The organism is Enterobacter sp. DSM 30060 (assembly GCF_013375955.1).
In the GTDB taxonomy this organism is placed as follows: Bacteria; Pseudomonadota; Gammaproteobacteria; order Enterobacterales; family Enterobacteriaceae; genus Enterobacter; species Enterobacter intestinihominis.
In genome coordinates this window covers 2,100,859-2,121,820 of sequence record NZ_CP056118.1, presented here as the reverse complement: position 1 = coordinate 2,121,820, position 20,962 = coordinate 2,100,859, and the positions used below count along the sequence as shown (strand labels likewise).

Below are 20,962 nucleotides of genomic sequence, written 5' to 3'. Positions count from 1 at the left end.
CGTAGGCCGGGTAAGGCGAAGCCGCCACCCGGCAAAACGAACACCGCACCCGTAGGCCGGGTAAGGCGAAGCCGCCACCCGGCAAAACGAATCGCGAGGCAAAAATGATCCACGTTGAAAATGTCAGTAAAACCTTTGTGCTCCACCAGCAAAACGGTGTCCGCCTGCCGGTACTGCAAAATGCCTCATTAGAGGTCAGCAACGGCGAATGCGTGGTGCTGCATGGCCATTCCGGCAGCGGAAAATCCACCCTGCTGCGCTCCCTGTATGCCAACTACCTGCCGGACGAAGGCCATATCCATATCCGCCATAACAATGAATGGGTCGATCTGGTCCAGGCTCCCGCGCGCAAGGTGCTGGAAGTACGCCGCTCGACGATCGGCTGGGTCAGCCAGTTCCTGCGGGTGATCCCGCGGATCTCTGCCCTGGACGTGGTCATGCAGCCCCTGCTGGATCTCGGCGTGCCGCGCGAAACCTGCGCCGCTAAAGCCGCCAGCCTGCTGACGCGTCTCAACGTACCGGAGCGTCTGTGGCACCTCGCCCCGTCGACCTTTTCCGGCGGCGAACAGCAGCGCGTGAACATCGCCCGCGGCTTTATCGTCGATTACCCGATTTTACTCCTGGATGAACCCACCGCCTCGCTCGACAGTAAGAACAGCGCAGCGGTGATGGAACTGATCGAACAGGCCAAAGCGCGCGGCGCGGCGATCGTCGGGATCTTCCACGACGACGCCGTACGCCATCGCGTGGCGGACAGACTGCACCCGATGGGGACAAACGTATGATTATCAATAACGTCAGGCTGGTACTGGAAAATGAGGTCGTGAACGGCTCGGTTGAGGTCCGGGACGGTGTCATCCGCGCGTTTGCTGAAACCCAGAGCCGCTCACCGGACGCGATGGATGGCGAAGGCGGCTGGCTGCTGCCGGGGCTGATTGAGCTGCATACCGATAATCTTGATAAATTTTTCACGCCCCGCCCGAAGGTCGACTGGCCCGCGCATTCAGCGATGAGCAGCCACGACGCGCTGATGGTCGCCAGCGGCATCACCACGGTGCTGGACGCGGTGGCGATCGGCGACGTGCGCGACGGCGGCGATCGGCTGGAGAACCTGGAGAAGATGATCAACGCCGTGGAGGAGACGCAAAAGCGCGGCCTCAACCGCGCCGAGCACCGCCTGCACCTGCGCTGCGAGCTGCCGCACCACACTACCCTGCCGCTGTTTGAAAAGCTGGTGGGCCGCGAGCCGGTCTCGCTGGTTTCCCTGATGGATCACTCGCCGGGGCAGCGCCAGTTCGCCAACATTGAAAAGTATCGCGAATACTATCAGGGCAAATACGCGCTCAATGATGCCGAGATGGCGCGCTATGAAGAAGAGCAGCTCCAGCTTGCGGCGCGGTGGTCGCAGCCGAATCGTCTCTCCATTGCCGCGATGTGCCGTGACCGTAATATTGCCCTGGCCAGCCATGATGATGCCACGCACGACCATGTTCGCGAATCCCACCAGCTTGGGAGCGTGATCGCCGAATTTCCCACCACGTTCGAGGCGGCAGAGGCATCGCGTAAGCATGGCATGAACGTGCTAATGGGTGCGCCGAACATCGTGCGCGGCGGGTCACACTCCGGCAACGTGGCGGCAAGCAAGCTCGCCTCCCTCGGCCTGCTGGATATCCTCTCATCTGACTATTACCCCGCCAGCCTGCTGGACGCGGCCTTCCGCGTCGCGGACGACGAAGGCAATAGCTTCACGCTGCCGCAGGCAATTCGTCTGGTGACGAAAAACCCGGCCTCGGCGCTTAATCTTCACGATCGCGGGGAAATTGCCGAGGGGAAACGGGCCGATCTGGTGCTGGCGCACCGTAAGGGCGAGCATATTCATATCGACCACGTCTGGCGTCAGGGAAAAAGGGTGTTCTGATGGGAAGACTCATCTGGTTAATGGGCCCGTCCGGCTCCGGGAAGGACAGCCTGCTGTCGGCGTTACGGCAGCGGGAACACTCACAGCTGCTGGTGGCGCACCGCTATATCACGCGCGATGCCAACGCCGGAAGCGAAAACCATATCGCCCTGAGCGAGCAGGAGTTTTTTACCCGCGCCGGACAAAACCTGCTGGCGCTAAGCTGGCATGCCAACGGTTACTACTATGGCGTCGGCATTGAGATCGACCTCTGGCTGCACGCGGGGTTCGACGTGCTGGTTAACGGCTCACGGGCGCATCTCCCGCAGGCTCGCGCCCGGTACGAAGCGGCGCTGCTCCCGGTCTGTTTGCAGGTTTCCCCGGAGGTTCTGCGTAGCCGGCTGCAAAAGCGGGGGCGCGAAAACGCACGCGAGATCGACCAGCGGCTGGAACGGGCGGCGCGCTACACCCCGTCGGGTTGCCATCTCCTCAATAACGACGGAAGTTTGCTACAGTCAGTCGAGACCTTTCTATCGCTTATTCGCCAGAAGGAGAAACAGCATGCCTGACTGCCAGCTTCGCCCCGCCACCGCCGACGATGCGCCGATAGTTTACGCTCTGATCTGCGAACTTAAGCAGGCCGAGTTCGATCATCAGGCGTTTCACGCCGGGTATCTGGCCAACTTGCAGGATCACAATATGCGCTACCAGCTGGCCGAGCTCGACGGGAAGATCATCGGGATGATCGGCCTGCACATGCAGTTTCACCTGCACCACGCCCGCTGGATCGGCGAGATCCAGGAGCTGGTGGTGATGCCGCAGGCGCGCGGATTAAAAGTGGGCAGCCAGTTGCTGGCCTGGGCAGAGGAGATCGCACGCCAGGCAGGCGCCGAGCTGACCGAGCTTTCCACCAGCGTGAAGCGCGTGGACGCGCACCGTTTTTATGTTCGTGAAGGGTATACGCAAAGCCATTTCCGCTTCACCAAACCGCTGTAGAGGTGCGTTATGAGTCTGACGATCACGCTAACAGGAACGGGAGGGGCGCAGCTGGTGCCGGTGTTTGGCTGCGACTGCGCGGCGTGCCGACGGGCGCGTTTACAGGAAAATTATCGCCGTCGCCCCTGCAGCGCGGCGGTGAAATTCAACGATGCGGTCACCTTGCTGGACGCAGGTATTCCACACCTGATGGACGACTGGCCCGCAGGGAGTTTCAGGCAGTTTTTGCTTACCCACTATCATATGGATCACGTTCAGGGGCTGTTTCCTCTGCGCTGGGGCGTGGGAGCGACCATTCCGGTTTACGGTCCGCCGGACGACGCAGGCTGTGACGACCTGTTCAAACATCCGGGCCTTCTGGATTTCAGCCACATGGTAGAGCCGTTTGTGACGTTTGAACTTCAGGGCTTGCGGGTCACGCCGCTGCCGCTCAACCATTCAAAACTCACATTTGGCTATCTGCTGGAGTCCGCCCACAGTCGCGTGGCGTGGCTTTCTGATACCGCCGGGCTACCGGATAAAACGGTGACGTTTCTGCTAAATAATCAGCCGCAGGCGATGATTATTGACTGTAGCCATGAACCGCGCCAGGAGACGCCGCGCAACCACTGTGATTTGAATACGGTGATTGCGCTGAACGAGGTGATTGGCTGTCCGCAGGTGATCCTGACGCATATCAGCCATCAGTTTGACGTGTGGATGATGGATAACCCGCTGCCGTCCGGCATTGAAGCGGGGTATGACGGGATGGTACTGGTGCTGGATTAGGTTTTGCCGGGTGGCGGCTGCGCCTTACCCGGCCTACGCGTTGCGATACCGGGGTTTACCACCGATCGTAATCATCCTCTAACCGGCGCTCATCCTCCTCTAACCGACGCCGGTCGTCATCCAGCTGCCGCTGACGCTCGTCTAAGCGCTGGCGTCGGTCTTCTAACTGCCGGCGACGATCGTCGTACTGGCGGCTGTCGGTTTGACGGCTGCGATCGTAACGATCGTCGTCATCGTCATTACGGCTGCTGCCGGGGTTATAGGCGTCGTTGATCGCCTGCTGAATATTGCCAATAGCATCATCAATCACATCGGCATGCGCCAGTTGGCTGGTTAAAGTCAGCAGACCCAATAACAGAGCGGTAGAGTAACGTTTCATAAGGCCAGACTCGCAGGTGAACTGGCCTTAAAGTAATGACTGGCTGTTAGCGGGAGTAGCGGAGGAATCTCAAATTACCATCACCTTGCGCAGCGCCTGCGCCAGCTGTGCGCGGGTGAACGGTTTTCGCAGTAACGGAACGTCCGGCAGCTGCGGGTTATGCGCCGGGCGCAAATCCTGCCCGCTGATCAGCAGAACCGGCAACTGCGGATAGTGGCTGCGTACATGGCCGATCACCTCCGCACCGCTCAGGCCGCCCGGCAACATCAGGTCGCTGATAAACATACCGATATCCGGCGACGCGTCCAGCATGTTCAGCGCCTGCTCGCCGTTTTCGGCTTCAAGCGTCAGGTAGCCAAGCTGGTGCAGTTGCTCGCACAGGGTCTGACGCACGCCCGCCTCATCTTCCAGGACCAGCACAAGCAGCTCACTTTCTGCCGGGGCCGTGGTCGCCAGCACGACATCACCGGAGAACGCGGGCAGCGTCGAGCGCGGCAGCTGGAGCCGCACGGTGGTTCCCTGCCCCGGCGCGCTTTCGATCTCAACGCGACCACCCGACTGGCGCACAAAGCCGTACACCATCGACAGCCCTAGCCCGCTGCCGCTGCCGGTCTGTTTGGTGGTGAAGAACGGTTCAAAGACCTGCGATTTCACCTCCTGCGACATCCCGCAGCCGTGGTCAATCACCTCCAGCGCGACCATATCCTGCCTGCGCCCGTCGCTGCGGGTCACACGCTGGTTCCAGGTGCGAATTTTAATCACACCGTTTTGCCCCTCCATTGCGTCACGGGCGTTCATCACCAGGTTGATAATGGCGTTTTCCAGCTGGCTGACGTCAATCCATGCGGGCCAGGCCGGGGTTTGCGCTTCAATATCCAGCGTCAGCGTGGCGGGAAGCGAGTGCCGCATCAGCTCACTCAGGTTCTCCAGCAGCGGCTTCATCTCTACCGCATGTGGATGCAGGGATTGCTTGCGCGAGAAGGCCAGCAGACGCTGGGTGAGCATGGCTCCGCGTTCCGCGGCTTTAAGCGCACGGGTGATGCGCGGCGCGTCCGGTGATGCCGAATCGGTCAGCTCCAGACTGCCGATAATCACCGCCAGCAGGTTATTAAAATCATGCGCCAGGCCACCCGTCAGTTGCCCGACCGCCTTCATTTTCTGGCTGTGCAGCAGCGCCTCCTCCAGCCCCTGACGTTCGATGCGGTCAACCTCCATCTGTGAGGTCTTCTCCTTCAGCAGCCGCGTGGTGTGCTCCAGCGAAGCGGTATTGCGGGCGAAAACGTTAAACGCGCGCGCCAGTTCCCCCAGCTCATCACGCCGCTGTAGCGCGGGCACCGACACATCCTGCTCCCCGTGAGCGAGACGCGACATCGCCCTTGAGATAGCCGTCAGGTTGGAGCCCAGATTGCGGTAAATATACCAGCAGGCACAGCCGGTGATGATCAGCGCCAGCACCGCGAAGATGCTGATAAACACGCTGATGGATTGCAGCTCGTGATGGCTCTGGGCCGTGCGAAGCCGGGAAGCCTGCGCCACCTGTTCAACGTACTGATTAATGTCGCTGTTTAATATCGCCACCAGCGCCTTGATGTGGAACATGTACCAGCTGATGGACAGTTCGCTCTCCTCCAGCTGCGTCGACAGTGGTGCGAGCTTGCGCAGCTCATCATTAAAATCCGGGAGCACCAGGTTGGCCACCGGTTGCAGGGCGCTCGCGGATAACCCCGCGGTTACTGCATCCAGCTGCTGCACCGTGGCGCGCGGTGAAGGGGTATCAATGGCGGCAACGATCAGCCTGTCCATCTCTGCAAGCTGTCGGGCGTCTGGCACATTGCTCGCGTAACGGCGGTTGATATCCTGCAAATGACGCAGGTAGCTTTGGCTTTGATAGAGCGAGCTGAGCAGCGCGTTACGCTCCAGATGCCGCTTTTGCCCGCGCTCCAGCATTCCCGTCACGCTCTGCTGTAATTCATTACTCCTGCGAATAATTCGCGCCACCAGCGCCGGCTCCTGCTGCGCCAGCGGCGCATCGGCAAGTTGATCCAGCGAGTGGCGCAGCGCCATCTGCGTCTGTTTCAGCCGCTCGGCTTCGCCTTTGTACTCCAGCGCACCGACCACCTGCGACAGCCGCACCGCCGCCGTTGCCACATTTGCGGTATCACGGGCGAGGTTCATGCTGCCGGTCATGTCATCCAGCGTTTGCTGTTGGACCTGCTCCTGGATCTGGCTGGCGTGACGAAAGCCGAGCACCGCCACACCGCTGACCATCAGCGTGACGGCGACCACCAGCAGATTAAAAATCAGCAGGCGTCCGCGGGCGCTGGTGAAGAACGGGGGGCGTGAAGACATGGGTTTGGGCTCCTCTGCGGATTGGTGCCCTCACCCTGGCCCTCTCCCACAGGGAGAGGGAAAAGGAAAATGTGATGGCGATTAGCTATTCATAACTATGACAAATATGAACAGCTTCTGACATTTTGCATTTACGCGCCTGTGATGAAGTGCAGATATCGACATTCACAGGAGATCCGCCATGAGCAGAACCCCGGTTTTAGAGATGCGCAATATTGCCAAGACGTTTGGCAATTTCCACGCGCTCAAGGGCGTGGATTTGACGGTTTTCCCCGGTGAGATCCACGCGCTGATGGGGGAAAACGGCGCCGGAAAAAGCACGCTGATGAAGATCCTCGCAGGTGCCTATACCGCCAGCAGCGGCGACATCCTCATCGACGGTAAGCCGTTTCATATCAAAGGGCCGAAGGATGCGCTGGCCGCAGGCATTACCCTGATTTATCAGGAGATGCAGCTTGCTCCTAACCTGACCGTGGCGGAAAACATTTTTCTCGGCAGCGAGCTGTCGCGCGGCGGGCTGGTCCAGCGCAAAGAGATGGCTGCCCAGGCGCAGGCGGTCATTGACCGTCTGGGCGCGCAGTTCAGCGCCACCGACCTGGTCATGAAGCTGACGATCGCCGAGCAGCAGCAGGTGGAGATCGCCCGCGCCCTGCGCCGCAACAGCCGCATTCTGGTGATGGACGAACCTACCGCCGCCCTCTCCTCGCGCGAAACCCACCGTCTGTTCGAACTGATTTTGCGCCTGCGCGATGAAGGCATGGCGATTATTTACATCAGCCACCGGATGGCGGAAGTGTATGAACTCTCGGACCGCGTCAGCGTGCTGCGCGACGGGCAATACGTCGGCAGCCTGACGCGCGACAGGCTCAACGCCTCCGAGCTTGTGCGCATGATGGTGGGCCGTCCGCTCAGCGATCTGTTTAACAAAGAGCGCGATATTCCCCTCGGCAGCCCGCGTCTTAACGTCCACCACCTCACCGACGGCAAAAAAGTACAGCCGTGCAGTTTGCAGGTGCGCTCCGGTGAAATCGTCGGGCTGGCAGGGCTGGTCGGGGCCGGGCGTTCCGAGCTGGCGCAGCTGATCTTCGGCGTGCGCAAAGCCACCGGCGGCATGATTGAGGTGGACGGCGAACCGGTGGTGATCCACTCCCCGCGCGCGGCCATTGAGAACGGCATCGGTTTTCTTACCGAGAACCGCAAGGAGCAAGGTCTGTTTCTGGAGCTGGCGGCGCAGGAGAACATCACCATGGCGACGCTGGAGCGCGACGCCACCTTCGGCTGGCTGAACCGCAAAAAAGCGCAGTCGATTTCCGATGACGCCATCGCCCTGCTCAATATCCGCGTGCCCCATTCACAGGTGCGCGCGGGCGGGCTCTCCGGCGGCAACCAGCAAAAACTGCTGATCTCCCGCTGGGTGGCGATAGGCCCGCGCATTCTGATTCTGGACGAGCCCACGCGCGGCGTAGACGTCGGCGCAAAAAGCGAGATCTACCGCATCATGAACCAGATGGCGCGCAAAGGCGTTGCGATACTGATGATCTCCAGCGAGCTGCCGGAAGTAGTAGGGATGAGCGACCGGGTGTACGTGATGCGGGAAGGCAGCATTGCGGGTGAACTGCACGGGCGCGACATCTCTCAGGAAAACATCATGACGCTGGCAACCGGCGTAAACGACACACATCATCAGGCGGTGTAATTATGACAACTCCAACCCATCCGCAGCAGGTGGCGAAATCCGCCTCCGCCAAAAAAATGCTGATGAGCGATCTGATGCAAACGATCGGCATTTTGCCGATTTTAATCCTGATTGTGGCGGTATTTGGCTTTATCGCCCCGAACTTTTTCACCGAGAGCAACCTGCTCAACATTACCCGGCAGGCGTCGATCAACATTGTCCTGGCGGCCGGGATGACCTTCATCATCCTGACCGGCGGGATTGACCTCTCCGTGGGCTCGATTCTGGGCACCACGGCAGTGGCGGCGATGGTGGTCTCGCTTATCCCTGAATTTGCGATGCTCTCCATTCCGGCGGCGCTGATGCTCGGTATGGTGCTGGGGCTGTTCAACGGTGCGCTGGTGGCCTTCGCCGGACTTCCGCCGTTTATCGTCACGCTCGGCACCTATACGGCGCTGCGCGGCGCGGCCTACCTGTTGGCGGACGGCACGACGGTTATTAACTCCAACATTAACTTCGAGTGGATCGGCAATAACTACCTCGGCCCGATTCCGTGGCTGGTGGTGATCGCCCTGGCGGTGATTGTGGTGTGCTGGTTCATCCTGCGCCGCACCACCCTCGGCGTTCACATCTATGCGGTTGGTGGCAACATGCAGGCGGCACGCTTAACCGGCATTAAGGTCTGGCTGGTGCTGCTGTTTGTCTACGGCATGAGTGGCCTGCTCTCGGGCTTAGGCGGCGTGATGAGCGCTTCACGTCTCTACAGCGCCAACGGCAACCTCGGCACGGGGTACGAGCTGGATGCGATTGCGGCGGTGATCCTCGGCGGCACCAGCTTCGTCGGCGGGATCGGCACGATCACCGGCACCCTGGTGGGCGCGCTGATCATCGCCACCCTCAACAACGGCATGACGCTGATGGGCGTCTCCTATTTCTGGCAGCTGGTGATCAAAGGGGCGGTGATCATCATAGCGGTGCTGATCGACAAATACCGTACCCGACACCATCAAAGTGCATAACAACAATACCCTACGTGAGGAATACAGCATGAGATTGAAGCCCTTAGTGACCGCGCTCTGTGCTGGCGCGCTGCTGGCCGCAACCCCGTTTGCGCAGGCAAAAGATCTGAAATCCATCGGCGTGACGGTGGGTGACCTGGCTAACCCGTTCTTCGTGCAGATCACCAAAGGTGCCGAGCTGGAAGCGCGCAAGCTGGCGGGGGACAACGTCAAGGTGACGCTGGTCTCCAGCGGGTACGATCTGGGCCAGCAGGTGTCGCAGATCGATAACTTCATTGCGGCGAAAGTAGACATGATCATCCTCAATGCCGCGGATTCCAAAGGGATCGGCCCCGCGGTAAAACGCGCTAAAGAGGCGGGGATCGTGGTCGTGGCGGTGGACGTGGCGGCGGAAGGGGCCGATGCGACCATCACCTCCAATAACACTCAGGCGGGGGAAATGGCCTGTAAGTACATTACCGACCGCCTGAAAGGTAAAGGCAACGTGGTGATCATCAACGGACCGCCGGTTTCTGCGGTACAAAACCGCGTGGAGGGCTGCCAGACCGAGTTCAGGCGCCACCCGGATATCAAAGTGCTCTCGGATAATCAGAACGCCAAAGGCAGCCGCGAAGGCGGCCTGGAGGTCATGACCTCCCTGCTGGCGGCCAATCCGAAGATCGACGGCGTATTCGCGATTAACGATCCGACCGCGATCGGCGCCGATCTGGCGGCTAAACAGGCTCAACGCAACGAATTCTTTATCGTTGGCGTGGATGGCAGCCCGGACGGTGAAGAAGCCCTGAAGCGTGAAAACTCGCTGTTTGTTGCTACCCCGGCGCAGGATCCGCAGGTGATGGCGGCGAAGGCGGTGGAGATCGGCTATGACATTCTTCAGGGCAAACCTGCGCCGAAAGAGCCCGTGCTGATCCCGGTGACGATGATCGATAAAAAGAACGTCGGCACGTATAAGGGGTGGACGGTTAAGTAAGCCCCTCACCCCGGCCCTCTCCCCAAAGGGGAGAGGGTGTTCAAGTTCCCTCTCCCCTTTGGGGAGAGGGTTAGGGTGAGGGGGCGGCAAAAAAAGTAAGGAGTCCCCATGAAACGCTCCGACATCAATGAAATCCTCGGCCACACACGGCAGTTCTTCTCCATGCACGACGTGCATCTCCCCCCTTTTGCCAGCTTTCCGCCGACAAAATGGCAGCAGCTTGACCAGGCCGCCTGGCAGGAGGTGTTTGACCTCAGGCTCGGCTGGGACGTGACGGCATTTGGTGGCAACAACTTCGCTGCACAGGGGTTAACGCTTTTCACCCTGCGCAACGGCTCCCCCAACGGCGTGCCCTATGAAAAGTGCTATGCCGAAAAAATCATGCACGTCCGCGACGGCCAGGTGACGCCGATGCATTTTCACTGGCGCAAGCGGGAGGACATTATTAACCGCGGCGGCGGGAATCTGATTATTGAGTTATGGAATGCGGGCGCGCATGAAGAGACCGAAAACACCGACGTGACCGTCACGATAGACGGCTGTCGGCAGACGCACGCGCCCGGCAGCCAGCTGCGCCTCACGCCAGGGGAGAGCATCTGCCTGACGCCCGGCCTGTACCATAGCTTCTGGGGTGAACGCGGCTTTGGTGACGTGCTGGTGGGCGAAGTGTCGTCGGTCAATGACGATGAACACGACAACCACTTTTTACAGCCCATTGACCGCTACAACACCATTGAAGAAGACGAACCGGCGGTGCTGGTGCTGTGCAACGAGTACAACCTGTTTCGGATATAAGGAGTGAATGATGCCATTGATTTCTCTTGCCGACGGTCTGGCCCACGCCAGGGAACACCGCTACGCCCTGGGCGCGTTCAACGTGCTCGACTCCCATTTCCTGCGCGCGCTGTTTGCCGCCGCGAAGCAGGAACGCTCGCCGTTTATCATCAACATCGCCGAAGTGCATTTTAAGTACGTGTCTCTGGAGTCGCTGGTGGAAGCGGTGAAATTCGAAGCTGCCCGCCACGATATTCCCGTGGTGCTGAACCTCGACCACGGCCTGCATTTTGAGGCGGTGGTGCGCGCCCTGCGTTTAGGGTTCAGCTCGGTGATGTTCGACGGCTCCACGCTGAGCTATGAGGAAAATATCCGCCAGACCCGGGAAGTGGTGAAGATGTGCCACGCGGTGGGCGTCTCGGTAGAGGCGGAGCTGGGCGCGGTAGGCGGGGATGAAGGTGGCGCGCTGTACGGTCATGCGGATGAAGCCTTCTTTACCGACCCGCAGCTGGCGCGCGAATTTGTTGATTCAACCGGCATCGATGCGCTGGCGGTTGCCATTGGCAACGCGCACGGCAAATACAAGGGCGAGCCGAAGCTTGATTTTCCGCGTCTGGACGCCATTCGCCAGCAGACGGGCCTGCCGCTGGTTTTACACGGTGGCTCTGGCATAAGCGACTCTGATTTCCGCCGCGCCATTGAACTCGGTATTCATAAAATCAATTTCTATACCGGCATGTCGCAGGCCGCACTTGCCGCCGTTGAGCAACGCATGGCGAACCGCCAACCGCTTTACGATGAGTTTGCCGAGCTGCTGCTGGGCATTGAAGAGGCCATTACCGATACGGTTGCGGAACAGATGCGCATCTTCGGCAGTGCGGGGCAGGCCTAATGGAACGCAAAGGGATCGTCGCCGCAGGCAATATGCTGGTGGATCACGTCCACCAGATCGTACAGTGGCCGGAGCGCGGCTGGCTGGCAGAAATCACCCACAGCGAACGCTCAACCGGCGGTGCGCCGCTCAACGTTCTGCTGACGCTGGCAAAAATGCACGTCGGCCTGCCGTTACAGGCGGTGGGGCTGATTGGGGAAGACAGCGACGGAGACTATATTCTGGCGATGCTCGACCAGTATCACGTCAATCGCCAGCGCGTGCAGCGCACGACGTTCTCCCCAACGTCGATGTCGCAGGTGATGACCGACCCCAGCGGACAGCGCACCTTTTTCCACTCGCCGGGCGCCAACCGCCTGCTGGATCTTCCCGCCTTCGATCGTTTAGATGGATCGCTGAAGATCTTCCATCTCGGCTATCTGCTGCTGCTCGACAGCCTGGACATGCCGGATGACGAATTTGGCACCCGCAGCGCGCGGTTACTGGCACAGATGCACGATCAGGGGTATGAAACCTCGCTCGATCTGGTGTCCCGCAAGGGCGACCCGCGCTATCAGCCGCTGGTGCTCCCTGCCCTGCGCCATCTTGATTATCTGGTGATTAACGAGCTGGAAGCCGGTGAGTTTAGCGGGCTTGAGATCCGCGACAGCCATGATGCGCTGAACATGGCCCATATCGCCGACGCTGCCGCACAGCTGCTGGCGGCAGGCGTGCGGCAGCGGGTGGTGATCCACTGTCCGGAAGGGGCATGGGGTGAATCGCCGGGTGAAAAAGGGCAATGGGTTCCGTCGTGGAAGCTGACGCAGGACGAGATTATCGGCAGCGTCGGCGCGGGCGACGCGTTTTGCGCGGGCTTTTTATACGGCTGCCATGAATCCCTGCCGCTGACGGAGAGTATTTATCTGGCGCACGCCTGCGCGCGGGCCAGCCTGCTGGCGGCTAATGCAATTGACGGCGCGAAAACGCTGGCCGAGCTTCAGACGTTTATTCAGGAGAACGGTCAGGCGGCTTTCTCATGATGGGAAACGTCCGTGGCAAAAACATAGCCCAGACCGCGAATGGTTTTGATCAGCAGAGGCTGGTGCGGATTGACCTCAATTTTTCGCCGCAGCCGCATGATCAGCACGTCGATAGTGCGGTCAAAGACCTCAGCGCTTTCGCTGTGGGTCAGTTCAAGCAGCTGTTCACGGCTCAGTACCCGGCGGGCGTTTTGCGTTAATGCCAGCAGCAGGCCATATTCGCCCTGGGTTAACGGCACGGTATTACGCTGCGGATCGCTCAGCTCGCAGCGGGTGGTGTCCAGCGTCCAGCCGTTAAAAGCAATACCCTCAACGCGCGGCGCGGCAGGCTCCGCGGCCAGCGCGCCGGTACGACGCAGCACCGCCTTAACGCGGGCGACCACCACGCGCGGATTGAACGGTTTTCCGATGTAATCATCAGCGCCCATTTCCAGCCCAACGACCACATCTGATTCACTTCCCAGCCCCGTCAGCATCACCACCGGTAGCGACGGTCGCCGCTTTTGCATCTGCAGCAAAACCTGTAATCCGTTGATATCCGGCAGCATCATGTCCAGCAGAACCAGCGCAATGCCGGAGTCCTGCTGGACACGGTTCACCGCTTCCTGACCGGTGTGACACGTCAGCACGGTAAAGACGTGCTCGCTGAGCACATCCTGTAGCAGTTCGCAGACTGCGACATCATCATCAACCACCAGAATCGCCGGTTTCATCGCATGCTTCCGTCAGGGAATTATGTTAAGTCTGAACCATTCTGCCGCCGGCTCCAGCCGAATTGTTTTTTACGTGACGGAAATTCAATCCATGTCACATCCCCTGCCCTTTCGACACGTCAATTTTGACGATTGGCTGTTTTTCGTCAGGGTTTTGCCCCGCAAAGGGTCGTAAAGTCAGGAAATACCCATAGTAAAAACATGGCATAGAAGCTGCATATTGGGCAGGTAAGAACTGTTTAACTGGAGCAAAGTGATGAAAAAAGTCGTCACGGTTTGCCCTTATTGTGCCTCAGGTTGCAAGATCCACCTGGTGGTCGATAACGGCAAAATCGTCCGGGCGGAAGCGGCGCAGGGTAAAACCAATCAGGGCACGCTGTGCCTGAAAGGGTACTACGGCTGGGATTTTATTAACGATACCCAAATCCTCACCCCGCGCCTGAAAACCCCTATGATCCGCCGCGAGCGCGGCGGCAAGCTGGAAGCCGTCTCCTGGAATGAAGCGCTGGATTATGTTGCCACGCGCCTTAGCGCCATCAAGGCCAAGTATGGCCCGGATGCGATTCAGACCACCGGCTCCTCACGCGGAACCGGGAATGAAACCAACTATGTGATGCAAAAATTCGCGCGCGCCGTTATTGGTACCAATAACGTCGACTGCTGCGCTCGCGTCTGACACGGCCCATCGGTTGCAGGTCTGCACCAGTCGGTCGGTAACGGCGCAATGAGTAATGCCATCAATGAGATAGATAACACCGATCTGGTGTTCATCTTCGGCTATAACCCGGCGGATTCTCACCCTATCGTCGCGAATCACGTGATTCGCGCCAAACAGAACGGGGCGAAAATCATCGTCTGCGATCCGCGCAAAATTGAAACCGCGCGCATTGCCGATATGCACATCGCACTGAAAAACGGCTCGAACATCGCGCTGTTAAATGCTATGGGGCACGTCATTATTGAGGAGAACCTCTACGACCAGGCGTTTGTCGCAAGCCGTACGGAAGGGTTTGAAGAGTATCGCAAGATTGTCGAAGGCTATACGCCGGAGTCCGTTGAGGCGATAACCGGCGTCAGCGCACAGGAGATCCGCCAGGCGGCGCGGATGTACGCCGGAGCGAAAACCGCCGCTATTCTGTGGGGTATGGGCGTGACCCAGTTCTACCAGGGCGTGGAAACCGTGCGCTCGCTCACCAGCCTCGCCATGTTGACCGGCAATCTGGGTAAAGCGCATGTGGGCGTGAACCCGGTACGTGGTCAGAATAACGTGCAGGGCGCGTGCGACATGGGCGCGCTGCCGGACACCTATCCGGGCTACCAGTACGTCAAATTCCCGGAAAATCGCGAGAAATTCGCGAAGGCCTGGGGCGTGGAGAGCCTGCCTGAGCACACGGGGTATCGCATCAGCGAGCTGCCGCACCGCGCGGCGCACGGTGAAGTGCGTGCGGCCTACATCATGGGTGAAGATCCGCTCCAGACCGACGCCGAGTTGTCTGCGGTGCGTAAAGGGTTTGAGGATCTGGAGCTGGTGATTGTTCAGGATATCTTTATGACCAAAACCGCGGCGGCGGCGGATGTGATTTTACCGTCGACCTCCTGGGGAGAGCATGAAGGTGTCTATACGGCGGCAGACCGCGGCTTCCAGCGCTTCTTCAAGGCTGTCGAGCCGAAGTGGGATCTGAAAACGGACTGGCAGATCATCAGCGAAATCGCCACCCGCATGGGCTACCCGATGCACTACAACAACACCCAGGAGATCTGGGACGAGTTGCGGCATCTGTGCCCGGACTTTTATGGGGCAACCTATGAAAAAATGGGTGAGCTAGGCTACATCCAGTGGCCATGCCGGGATGAGTCAGAGGCGGATCAGGGAACGTCGTACCTCTTTAAAGAAAAATTCGACACCCCGAACGGGCTGGCGCAATTCTTCACCTGCGACTGGGTCGCGCCGATCGATAAACTCACCGACGAGTATCCGATGGTGCTCTCCACCGTGCGTGAAGTGGGCCATTACTCCTGCCGTTCCATGACCGGCAACTGCGCCGCGCTGGCGGCGCTGGCGGATGAACCGGGCTACGCGCAGATCAACACCGCCGATGCCGAACGGCTCGGTATTGAAGATGAAGCGCTGGTGTGGGTGAACTCGCGTAAAGGCCGCATCATTACCCGCGCGCAGGTCAGCGACCGTCCGAACAAAGGCGCGGTCTATATGACCTACCAGTGGTGGATTGGCGCCTGTAACGAGCTGGTGACGGAGAACTTAAGCCCGATAACCAAAACGCCGGAGTATAAATACTGCGCCGTAAACGTGGAGCCCATAGCGGATCAGCGCGCAGCGGAACAGTACGTGATCGACGAATATAACAAGCTGAAAGCCCGCCTGCGTGAAAGCGCAATGGGATGAAGCTGTTAATTAATCGCTGACTAAATGGGGTGAGATATTCACCCCATTATTATTTCTGGCATCGCTATTAATAATATCAATATATTTCTCTGAAGACGTCTCGCAGAAAAATGTAATTTGCGCGAAAATTAATTACATCTTTGCATTTTAATTCAGAGGGATAAGATATGCGGCGGGTGCTTAAGACTTTCTGTCTTGAGCATTGTTGAGGGACAGAAAGTGGAAAGCCCCGGGAAATTTGCATTTACCCGAGGCTACCCCTCAACCCCCAACAGGTTGAGAGTAGCCTCTTATTCTTTTTTTCACAAGGAGTAAAAGGCATGACGCCATTAAAAACTGCGTTAGGCATCGTCTTTATTATTTGCCTGACGATAGTGATCTTTACCTTTATTACTCGCGGTAACTTATGTGAGTTTTCAATAAAGAGTGAACATCAGGAGGTGGCGGCTAAATTAGCCTGTAATGCAGGCTAACCTCTTCGGGCGGAACCCGTGTTCCGCCCGGCTTGTGGGATGCTGAGGTCTTAACGCACCCGTTTTTTTCTTCTGTCACCGCGATTATACTGCGCGGCGTGTACCCAGATGATAAGAATCCATGAAAACCCTTTTTCTGTTGTTGTTATTTTTAACCGCGTTTGCCCATGCCGATGAGATAGGCAGCCAGTATAAAAAGCAGGCTGAAGCGGGCGATGCGCGCGCACAGTATTATCTTGCCGATACCTGGTTCAGTTCCGGCGACAGCGCGCAGGCGGCGCTGTGGGCCGAGAAAGCGGCGAAAGGCGGCAATGTCGACGCCATGGCGCTGCTGTCGCAAATCCTCTTTACGCAGGGCGACTACGCACAGGCCAAAGCTCTGGCCCAACAGGCAAACATTGCGGGCAGCAAACGCGGCGCGATCATGCTGGCGCGGGTGCTGGTGAACACGCAAGCAGGCAAGACCGACTACCCGCAGGCCATTAAACTGCTGCAAACGTCGACCGAAGACATCGATAGCGACTCGGCGGTAGACGCGCAACAGCTGCTGGGGCTGATCTATGCCAACGGCGTTGAAGTCCCTCAGGATGACGTGCAGGCTGCGGCGTGGTTCAAGCGGAGTTCGGCTCTGTCCCGGACGGGCTATGCGGAGTACTGGGCAGGCATGCTGTTCAGGCAGGGTGAGAAAGGCTTTATCACACCGAATAAACAGAAAGCGCTTTACTGGTTAAACCTGAGCTGTACGGAAGGGTTTGATACCGGGTGTGAAGAGTTTGATGCGTTGAGCGGGGAGTAAATTATTGCCCGGTGGCGCTGCGCTTACCGGGCCTACGGTTATGTAGGCCGGGTAAGGCGAAGCCGCCACCCGGCATTTTTACATCATTGGTCAGCCGTTTTATCAAAACGACCCAGCACCTCGCGTTCATACGCCAGTGCTTTTTTACGGTCGAACTTGTGTTCCCACTTGGAGATTACCAGCACCGCCAGCGCATTACCCACCACGTTCAGCGCGGTACGCGCCATGTCGAGGATACGGTCCACACCGGCGATAAACGCCAGGCCTTCCAGCGGAATACCGACGCTGCCCAGCGTCGCCAGCAGCACCACGAAGGAGACGCCCGGCACGCCTGCGATACCCTTTGAGGTCACCATCAGGGTCAACACCAGCACGATTTCCTGCCACAGCGACAGGTCAATGCCGTACAGCTGAGCGATAAAGATTGCCGCAATACTCTGATATAGCGTTGAACCATCCAGGTTGAAGGAGTAACCGGTCGGTACAACGAAGCTGGTAATGGACGCCGGTGCACCGTAGGCCTCCATCTTCTCAATGATACGCGGCAGCACGCTCTCGGAGCTTGCCGTGGAGTACGCCAGAATCAGCTCATCTTTCAGAATGCGGATCAGGATCCAGATGCTCAGCCCGCACAGGCGCGCCACAATCCCCAGCACCACCAGCGCAAAGAACAGGATCGCGAAGTGCACCAGAATCACCAGCTTCGCCAACGGCCACAGGGAAGCAAAGCCGAAGTTCGCCACGGTTACGGCGATCAGCGCAAAAACACCCACCGGCGCATAGCGCATCACCATGTGGGTAACTTTGAACATGGTTTCAGAGATAGAGCGGAACACCGTTACCAGCGGTTCACGGTGCGTCGCGGGCAGGGAAGAAAGCCCCAGACCAAAGAGCACCGAGAAGAAGATGATCGGCAGCATCTCGCCCTTCGCCATTGACGCGATAATGTTGGTCGGCACCAGTGACAGAATTGTGCCCATCAGACCGTGCGAATGGCTCTGCACGTCGGCGGTGGTGCTTTGGTATTTCGAAATATCCACCGTCGCCAGCTGCGACATATCAATCCCGGAACCTGGCTGGAACACGTTCGCCAGGGTGATACCAAGAATGATGGCAACCGTGGTGATCACTTCGAAATAGAGAATGGTTTTAACGCCGATGCGGCCTAACTGTTTCGCATCACCTACCCCGGCAATACCGACCACCAGCGTCGAGATCACAATCGGCACAACAATCATCTTGATCAGATGAATAAAGATATCGCCCGCTGGCGAGAGAAGGTTCGCAATCAGCCACTCGCGGCTGTCGCTATGGTAATGGAGGTAACTGCCCAGCAAGATGCCCAGCACAAGGGCCAGCAGGATCTGCCAGGCCAGGCTGACTTTCAAATTTTTCATAGAAACTGACTTCCTCAATGAAATCTCCGCACCAGCAAAACTGCATGAATATGGAGACATACTGAAAGGGTATGAATTGTGTTGCGTTGGTTTATGGGATTTTTTAACGCGCCGTATGAGTATCATTTGCACGGCATGCTGCGCAAGCCTTAAAGAACAAGGCATTTCACTGCAAAAAGCGTCATTGACGGTAATTAATAGCAATCCACATCAATAACCGATTGTTATGAAAAAACTTTTACAAACAAAAAAGTGAATAATTCTTCAGATGAATTATTTCCCTTCAAAGTTTCATTCGCTCAATTTTCATACTCTTCAGACATTGCGTGATCTGTCGCCCAAATACTAAACAAAGCTTGTAAAGCCCCTACTATTAACGTTTTTGCGACATATTATTAACATCTTACAAGGAGAAAAAAAGCCATGAGCCAAATACACAAACACGACATTCCCGCAAACATTGCGGACCGTTGCCTGATAAGCCCGGAGCAGTACCAGGAGAAATACCAGCAGTCCATTTCCAGCCCTGACGCATTCTGGGGTGAACAGGGCCACATCCTCGACTGGATCAAACCTTATCAGAAGGTAAAGAACACCTCTTTCGCGCCGGGCAACGTCTCCATTAAATGGTATGAAGACGGCACGCTGAACCTGGCGGCGAACTGCCTGGACCGCCATCTTGCCGAACGCGGCAACGAAACGGCCATTATCTGGGAAGGCGATGATGCCTCTCAGAGCAAACACATCTCATATAAAGAGCTTCATCGCGATGTCTGCCGCTTCGCCAACGTGCTGCTGGCCCAGGGCATTAAAAAAGGCGATGTGGTGGCGATCTATATGCCGATGGTGCCGGAAGCCGCGGTGGCTATGCTGGCCTGCGCGCGCATCGGCGCGATCCACTCCGTTATTTTTGGTGGCTTCTCGCCGGAGGCGGTTGCCGGACGTATCGTCGACTCGAACTCAAAGCTGGTGATCACCGCTGACGAGGGCGTGCGTGCCGGGCGCGGCATTCCGCTGAAGAAAAACGTCGATGAAGCGCTGAAAAACCCGAACGTGAAATCCATCCATAACGTCATTGTCTTCAAACGCACGGGCGGCAACATTGACTGGCACGAGGGCCGAGACTTGTGGTGGAGCGATCTGATTGAAAACGCAAGCGACCAGCATCAGCCGGAAGAGATGAACGCGGAAGATCCGCTGTTTATCCTTTATACCTCCGGATCCACCGGTAAGCCGAAAGGCGTGCTGCATACCACCGGCGGCTATCTGGTTTACGCGGCCACCACCTTTAAATACGTTTTCGACTACCATCCGGGCGACATCTACTGGTGTACCGCCGACGTGGGCTGGGTCACCGGTCACAGCTACCTGCTGTACGGCCCGCTGGCCTGCGGCGCAACGACGCTGATGTTTGAAGGCGTACCTAACTGGCCAACGCCGGCGCGTATGTGCCAGGTGGTCGATAAGCATCAGGTCAACATTCTCTACACCGCGCCAACGGCGATCCGTGCGCTGATGGCGGAAGGCGATAAAGCCATCGAAGGGACCGACCGCTCTTCCCTGCGCATCCTCGGTTCCGTGGGCGAGCCGATCAACCCGGAAGCCTGGGAGTGGTACTGGAAGAAGATCGGCAACGAGAAGTGCCCGGTGATGGACACCTGGTGGCAGACCGAAACCGGCGGCTTCATGATCACCCCGATGCCGGGCGCCACGCAGTTGAAAGCCGGTTCGGCCACCCGTCCGTTCTTCGGCGTGCAGCCCGCGCTGGTGGACAACGAAGGCAATCCTCAGGAAGGGGCCACCGAAGGCAACCTGGTAATCGTCGATTCCTGGCCTGGCCAGGCGCGTACCCTGTTCGGCGACCATGAGCGCTTCGAGCAGACCTACTTCTCGACCTTTAAAAACATGTACTTCAGCGGCGACGGCGCGCGCCGGGACGAAGACGGTTATTACTGGATCACCGGACGCGTGGACGACGTGCTGAATGTTTCCGGCCACCGTCTGGGCACGGCGGAGATTGAGTCTGCGCTGGTGTCGCATCCGAAGATTGCCGAAGCGGCAGTTGTCGGCATTCCTCACAACATCAAAGGCCAGGCGATCTACGCCTACGTCACCCTGAACCACGGCGAGGAGCCGTCGCCAGAGCTGTATACCGAGGTGCGTAACTGGGTGCGTAAAGAGATCGGCCCGTTGGCCACGCCGGACGTGCTGCACTGGACCGACTCACTGCCGAAAACCCGTTCCGGCAAGATTATGCGCCGTATTCTGCGCAAAATCGCAGCGGGCGACACCAGCAACCTCGGTGATACCTCAACGCTTGCCGATCCTGGCGTGGTGGACAAACTGCTCGAAGAGAAGCAGGCCATCGCAATGCCTTCCTAGTGTTTTCTCCCTCTCCCCGTGGGAGAGGGCCGGGGTGAGGGCATCAGACCGCACCTTCC

The 20,962-nt window shown here is 58.3% G+C and carries 19 protein-coding genes; 15 read left to right on the top strand and 4 right to left on the bottom strand.

Annotated elements, in window-relative coordinates; all coding sequences use genetic code 11:
• The first annotated feature begins 104 nt into the window (after window positions 1-104).
• From phnL to phnP, 5 genes are read left to right on the top strand one after another with little or no spacing between them, the layout of a single operon-like run.
• Window positions 105-785: a phosphonate C-P lyase system protein PhnL gene (gene phnL / locus HWQ15_RS10080; protein WP_022646780.1), complete on the top strand. Its 681-nt coding sequence runs from the start codon at window positions 105-107 to the stop codon at window positions 783-785.
• Window positions 782-1,918, top strand: coding sequence for an alpha-D-ribose 1-methylphosphonate 5-triphosphate diphosphatase (gene phnM, locus HWQ15_RS10075; RefSeq protein WP_038415093.1), 1,137 nt, complete (start codon window positions 782-784; stop codon window positions 1,916-1,918). The genes phnL and phnM overlap by 4 nt, the downstream gene beginning before the upstream one ends.
• Window positions 1,915-2,466: a ribose 1,5-bisphosphokinase gene (gene phnN, locus HWQ15_RS10070; protein WP_032621424.1), complete on the top strand. Its 552-nt coding sequence runs from the start codon at window positions 1,915-1,917 to the stop codon at window positions 2,464-2,466. The genes phnM and phnN overlap by 4 nt, the downstream gene beginning before the upstream one ends.
• Complete coding sequence (gene phnO, locus HWQ15_RS10065; RefSeq protein WP_022646777.1) at window positions 2,459-2,893, top strand: aminoalkylphosphonate N-acetyltransferase; 435 nt, start codon at window positions 2,459-2,461, stop codon at window positions 2,891-2,893. The genes phnN and phnO overlap by 8 nt, the downstream gene beginning before the upstream one ends.
• 9 nt (window positions 2,894-2,902) lie before the next feature.
• Complete coding sequence (gene phnP, locus HWQ15_RS10060; RefSeq protein ID WP_063149663.1) at window positions 2,903-3,661, top strand: phosphonate metabolism protein PhnP; 759 nt, start codon at window positions 2,903-2,905, stop codon at window positions 3,659-3,661.
• 55 nt (window positions 3,662-3,716) lie between these two features.
• On the opposite strand, the gene yjdP is transcribed toward phnP, so the two are convergent.
• The gene (yjdP, locus tag HWQ15_RS10055) at window positions 3,717-4,040 is read right to left on the bottom strand and encodes a DDRRRQL repeat protein YjdP (protein ID WP_017382647.1); all 324 of its coding nucleotides are present in this window, start codon (window positions 4,038-4,040) and stop codon (window positions 3,717-3,719) included.
• A 69-nt stretch (window positions 4,041-4,109) separates the two neighbouring features.
• Window positions 4,110-6,389 carry a hybrid sensor histidine kinase/response regulator gene (locus tag HWQ15_RS10050; protein WP_063216472.1) on the bottom strand — a complete coding sequence of 760 codons (2,280 nt, stop codon included), beginning with the start codon at window positions 6,387-6,389 and terminating at the stop codon, window positions 4,110-4,112.
• A gap of 181 nt (window positions 6,390-6,570) precedes the next feature.
• Between HWQ15_RS10050 and HWQ15_RS10045 the strand changes: the two genes are divergently transcribed.
• The 6 genes from HWQ15_RS10045 (at window position 6,571) to HWQ15_RS10020 (ending at window position 12,738) form a co-directional block, all read left to right on the top strand.
• Complete coding sequence (locus tag HWQ15_RS10045; protein ID WP_063149665.1) at window positions 6,571-8,085, top strand: sugar ABC transporter ATP-binding protein; 1,515 nt, start codon at window positions 6,571-6,573, stop codon at window positions 8,083-8,085.
• A gap of 2 nt (window positions 8,086-8,087) precedes the next feature.
• On the top strand, window positions 8,088-9,083 hold the full coding sequence (locus HWQ15_RS10040; protein WP_003860239.1) for a ribose ABC transporter permease: 996 nt from the start codon (window positions 8,088-8,090) through the stop codon (window positions 9,081-9,083).
• A gap of 28 nt (window positions 9,084-9,111) precedes the next feature.
• Window positions 9,112-10,053 (top strand): ABC transporter substrate-binding protein, encoded by a 942-nt coding sequence (locus tag HWQ15_RS10035; RefSeq protein ID WP_063149666.1) that lies wholly within the window; start codon window positions 9,112-9,114, stop codon window positions 10,051-10,053.
• A gap of 108 nt (window positions 10,054-10,161) precedes the next feature.
• The gene (locus tag HWQ15_RS10030) at window positions 10,162-10,848 is read left to right on the top strand and encodes a D-lyxose/D-mannose family sugar isomerase (RefSeq protein ID WP_038415087.1); all 687 of its coding nucleotides are present in this window, start codon (window positions 10,162-10,164) and stop codon (window positions 10,846-10,848) included.
• 10 nt (window positions 10,849-10,858) lie between these two features.
• Entirely contained in the window at window positions 10,859-11,719 is an 861-nt protein-coding gene (locus HWQ15_RS10025) for a ketose 1,6-bisphosphate aldolase (RefSeq protein ID WP_063149667.1), read from the top strand.
• Window positions 11,719-12,738, top strand: a complete 1,020-nt coding sequence (locus tag HWQ15_RS10020; protein WP_058646401.1) for a carbohydrate kinase family protein — start codon at window positions 11,719-11,721, stop codon at window positions 12,736-12,738. Before HWQ15_RS10025 ends, HWQ15_RS10020 begins: the two co-directional genes overlap by 1 nt.
• On the opposite strand, the gene HWQ15_RS10015 is transcribed toward HWQ15_RS10020, so the two are convergent.
• Window positions 12,720-13,451, bottom strand: a complete 732-nt coding sequence (locus tag HWQ15_RS10015; RefSeq protein ID WP_022646769.1) for a response regulator — start codon at window positions 13,449-13,451, stop codon at window positions 12,720-12,722. The genes HWQ15_RS10020 and HWQ15_RS10015 overlap by 19 nt on opposite strands.
• Before the next feature lie 256 nt (window positions 13,452-13,707).
• Between HWQ15_RS10015 and fdhF the strand changes: the two genes are divergently transcribed.
• The 3 genes from fdhF (at window position 13,708) to HWQ15_RS10000 (ending at window position 17,124) form a co-directional block, all read left to right on the top strand.
• Window positions 13,708-15,855 carry a formate dehydrogenase subunit alpha gene (gene fdhF / locus HWQ15_RS10010; RefSeq protein ID WP_080298763.1) on the top strand — a complete coding sequence of 716 codons (2,148 nt, stop codon included), beginning with the start codon at window positions 13,708-13,710 and terminating at the stop codon, window positions 15,853-15,855.
• Window positions 15,856-16,175: 320 nt separating this feature from the next.
• Window positions 16,176-16,328, top strand: a complete 153-nt coding sequence (locus tag HWQ15_RS10005) for a Hok/Gef family protein (RefSeq protein ID WP_022646767.1) — start codon at window positions 16,176-16,178, stop codon at window positions 16,326-16,328.
• 121 nt (window positions 16,329-16,449) lie between these two features.
• Window positions 16,450-17,124: a tetratricopeptide repeat protein gene (locus HWQ15_RS10000; RefSeq protein ID WP_063149668.1), complete on the top strand. Its 675-nt coding sequence runs from the start codon at window positions 16,450-16,452 to the stop codon at window positions 17,122-17,124.
• 83 nt (window positions 17,125-17,207) lie between these two features.
• On the opposite strand, the gene gltP is transcribed toward HWQ15_RS10000, so the two are convergent.
• Window positions 17,208-18,521: a glutamate/aspartate:proton symporter GltP gene (gene gltP, locus HWQ15_RS09995; protein WP_022646765.1), complete on the bottom strand. Its 1,314-nt coding sequence runs from the start codon at window positions 18,519-18,521 to the stop codon at window positions 17,208-17,210.
• Between the two features lie 423 nt (window positions 18,522-18,944).
• Between gltP and acs the strand changes: the two genes are divergently transcribed.
• Window positions 18,945-20,903: an acetate--CoA ligase gene (gene acs / locus HWQ15_RS09990; RefSeq protein ID WP_023299100.1), complete on the top strand. Its 1,959-nt coding sequence runs from the start codon at window positions 18,945-18,947 to the stop codon at window positions 20,901-20,903.
• Window positions 20,904-20,962: the final 59 nt, after the last annotated feature.

Coding starts and splice junctions, on each gene's coding strand:
- yjdP (WP_017382647.1), bottom strand. CDS start 4,040: ATGAAACGTTACTCTACCGCTCTGTTATTGGGTCTGCTGACTTTAACC.
- phnO (WP_022646777.1), top strand. CDS start 2,459: ATGCCTGACTGCCAGCTTCGCCCCGCCACCGCCGACGATGCGCCGATA.
- phnM (WP_038415093.1), top strand. CDS start 782: ATGATTATCAATAACGTCAGGCTGGTACTGGAAAATGAGGTCGTGAAC.
- HWQ15_RS10005 (WP_022646767.1), top strand. CDS start 16,176: ATGACGCCATTAAAAACTGCGTTAGGCATCGTCTTTATTATTTGCCTG.
- acs (WP_023299100.1), top strand. CDS start 18,945: ATGAGCCAAATACACAAACACGACATTCCCGCAAACATTGCGGACCGT.
- HWQ15_RS10015 (WP_022646769.1), bottom strand. CDS start 13,451: ATGAAACCGGCGATTCTGGTGGTTGATGATGATGTCGCAGTCTGCGAA.
- HWQ15_RS10025 (WP_063149667.1), top strand. CDS start 10,859: ATGCCATTGATTTCTCTTGCCGACGGTCTGGCCCACGCCAGGGAACAC.
- HWQ15_RS10020 (WP_058646401.1), top strand. CDS start 11,719: ATGGAACGCAAAGGGATCGTCGCCGCAGGCAATATGCTGGTGGATCAC.
- HWQ15_RS10050 (WP_063216472.1), bottom strand. CDS start 6,389: ATGTCTTCACGCCCCCCGTTCTTCACCAGCGCCCGCGGACGCCTGCTG.
- HWQ15_RS10040 (WP_003860239.1), top strand. CDS start 8,088: ATGACAACTCCAACCCATCCGCAGCAGGTGGCGAAATCCGCCTCCGCC.
- HWQ15_RS10030 (WP_038415087.1), top strand. CDS start 10,162: ATGAAACGCTCCGACATCAATGAAATCCTCGGCCACACACGGCAGTTC.
- HWQ15_RS10035 (WP_063149666.1), top strand. CDS start 9,112: ATGAGATTGAAGCCCTTAGTGACCGCGCTCTGTGCTGGCGCGCTGCTG.
- HWQ15_RS10000 (WP_063149668.1), top strand. CDS start 16,450: ATGAAAACCCTTTTTCTGTTGTTGTTATTTTTAACCGCGTTTGCCCAT.
- phnP (WP_063149663.1), top strand. CDS start 2,903: ATGAGTCTGACGATCACGCTAACAGGAACGGGAGGGGCGCAGCTGGTG.
- gltP (WP_022646765.1), bottom strand. CDS start 18,521: ATGAAAAATTTGAAAGTCAGCCTGGCCTGGCAGATCCTGCTGGCCCTT.
- phnL (WP_022646780.1), top strand. CDS start 105: ATGATCCACGTTGAAAATGTCAGTAAAACCTTTGTGCTCCACCAGCAA.
- HWQ15_RS10045 (WP_063149665.1), top strand. CDS start 6,571: ATGAGCAGAACCCCGGTTTTAGAGATGCGCAATATTGCCAAGACGTTT.